This window comes from Streptomyces sp. NPDC057474 (assembly GCF_042802555.1).
Taxonomy (GTDB): domain Bacteria; phylum Actinomycetota; class Actinomycetes; order Streptomycetales; family Streptomycetaceae; genus Streptomyces.
The window spans coordinates 15,627-18,173 of the sequence record NZ_JBHVDX010000213.1 but is presented as its reverse complement, the minus strand read 5'-3'; the positions used below and the strand labels follow the sequence as shown (position 1 = coordinate 18,173).

Here is a 2,547-nt window from a genome sequence, read left to right as displayed (position 1 = left end):
GCGAAAAGACTCGTCGCATATAAGCCGCTTTCGCGGCGGAGGAGAAGGAAGCCCTTTCATGGCCTCACCGCGAGCAACGCTACCAGCCGTATCGGGACCAAGTCATGCCGATTTTTCGGGGTGTTGGGCCGTCGGCGCACACGAAAACCGGGAGGCGCCGCGCGGGCGCCTCCCGGTGGAAGTCGAGGGCGAGGAGAGCGAAAGGACTTGAGTTCATTTGGAGTGAATGAGAAGGAAGCCCCTTCATGGCCTCGCCGTGGGCAACGCTAGCACTCAGCCCGGGATCAGGTCGCGCAGATTTTCGAGGGTGATGATCCGGGAGTCCGGGTGCAGCCCCTCGGGACGTCCGAGACCGATGTACGTCACGGGTTCGTCCGGGACCGGCTCGCCGTCCCACAGGTCCACGGCCGTGGTGTCACCGGACATCAGGCCGATCAGGTACCCCACCGTCAGCTGCTCGCGCTCCACGACGGCCCGCACCACCTTGGACACCGACACCTGGTTCTCCTCGACCCGGTTGGCCTCCGAGATGCCCTTCAGATACAGGTGCAGCCACTTCGCGCGCCACCGGCCGTCGTCGTCGCGCCGGAACACCAGCGGCAGCGCCACCCGACCCACTCCGCGCAGCTCCGACTTCATCCGCACCGTGCGCGGCTCGAACGGCCGGCCCTTCTGCTCACCGTCGCGCAGCATGAAGCCGAAGAACGACTCCTCGACCTCCTCGAAGCCCTCGCCGGAATAGATGTTGACCTGCGGAACGATGAATGGGCTGCGCACCCGGTCCAGGGACAGGTCGATGAATTCCGACGCCCCGTCCGGCGCCTCGGTGACATCTCCCGAGTGCTCGCCCCCGACAGCCGTGAGGGATGTGTAGGAGAGCCACTCGTCGGTGCTGTAGTCGGAGTGGAGAAGCAGCGCCGAGAGGTCGTAGTCGGTCCGCTCCCGGGTCTGCTTCCAGTACACGAAGAAGCGCAGCTGTTCGCCCTCGACCGGCGAGACCGAACCTCGCGGCAGCACGCCGAGCCCGGCCGAGGTCGCCCTGCCGCTGAGCGGGAGCGCCACGTCGAGGACGTCGGGGTCGAGCAGCAGCCGCCCCGGCGTCGGGAGCCGACGGCGGATCTCGGCGTCGAGGGCGGCGATCAGACGGTCGCGGTCGGCCGCCGGTACCGGCCGCCGGAAGTCGGGGGTCACCCAGGCACGGCCCCGGCGGTTGACGAAGATGCGGGGCTCGTCGCTCTCCCGCTCCCGGTTGTGGAAGTGCTCGCGGACCGAGAGCACGACCCGGCCGGAGACCCCCGGTGCGACCCGCACCGCGGCGGCCACCACCGCGTCCCGCTCCTCCTGGTCGGCGGCGATGCGCAGCAGGAGGTCCAGGGCGCGAAACAGCTTGCCGGGAGCGGACGACAGCAGCTTCACGGCACCGGGCACGTCGAACTCGCCGAGCAGCTTCTCGACCCGGCTGTCGAAGGACCGCGCCTCCTTCTCGCCCCGTGCGACGGCGAACACATCGGCGGCGTGCGGCCAGCGCGGGTACTCGTGCGGGTGGAGCCGCTCACCGAGCCGCTTGAACGGCTCCCGGTGCGCGTGCACATCGGCGAGCTTCGCGGGGTTCGCCGCGACCACGGCGTCGAGGCCCGCGAGCAGCCCCCGGCGCACCGGCCGCGACAGCGCCCGGAACCGGGTCGGCTCCTGAAGCGTCACGTCGCCGCCCGACAGCGCGCAGGCCAGCCGCAGCACATCGGTGACGGTGTCGAGCAGAAGGTCCGCCCCGACGCCGAGGCGGGCCTCGTTGACGACCGCCCGGTTCTCCCGGACCGGGATCGCCTCCGGCTGGGCGCCGAGCGCGCACCGCTCGGCGAGCACCTTGAGGTCACGCAGGTGGTCCTCGCCCAGCGGGGTCGTGCTGCCCGCCAGAGACAGGTACAGGCCGGTGAGTTCGTCGTCCAGGTCCCGCCCGAGGTGCAGTACGGTCACCCGGTCGCCCGCCGAGGCGATCAGCTCGTCCTGCGCCGCGAGCATCTCCTCGTAGGTGTGCTGGTAGCGGCCGTACGTGGGGAGGCTGAGCAGGTCCAGCACCCCGTTCGCCAGCTGTGTCAGCACGTTCTCGCGCGACTTCTCGTCGCCGAGGGCCTTCGCCACGCATCGCATCCAGAACTCTTCGGTGTCCGGCACGTGCGCAGGGAAGTCGATGAAGTAGGAGTTGTGGCGGACGTGGTCGCCCACCATCTCGCTCACGGTCCGCAGCGTCCGCCTGGCGGTGTGCACGACCGCGGTCTCGGACAGCCCCGACAGCCGCTCCAGCAGCTCCGCCGAGAGCTTGAAGCCCTCGTCCATGAGAGCGGCATCGAACTGCCGCGCGGCGGCGGTGCCTTCGCCGACGGACCCCTTGGGGACGGGAAGGCGGTGGGTGTGCCGGATGACCAGCGATTCGAGACTCTGCGTCATTCCGGGATGATCGCAGAGGTGTGCGAACCGGCGCACGGGAGTTTTTCCGTACGCCGCCCGGCCTCGCATGTGTCCTGCTACACCTGCGCGGATGCCTCCGGC

General features: G+C 69.7%; 1 protein-coding gene. It reads right to left on the bottom strand.

Going from position 1 to position 2,547, the window contains the following annotated elements; translation table 11 throughout:
* Nucleotides 1-273 precede the first annotated feature (273 nt).
* A complete protein-coding gene (locus ACFU53_RS38435; RefSeq protein WP_384003635.1) occupies nucleotides 274-2,445 on the bottom strand; it encodes a TerD family protein in 2,172 nt (723 codons plus the stop codon).
* Between the last annotated feature and the right edge of the window lie 102 nt (nucleotides 2,446-2,547).

What these genes read in the sequence shown, in the direction of transcription:
- ACFU53_RS38435 (WP_384003635.1), bottom strand. Translation starts at nt 2,445, where the DNA reads ATGACGCAGAGTCTCGAATCGCTGGTCATCCGGCACACCCACCGCCTT.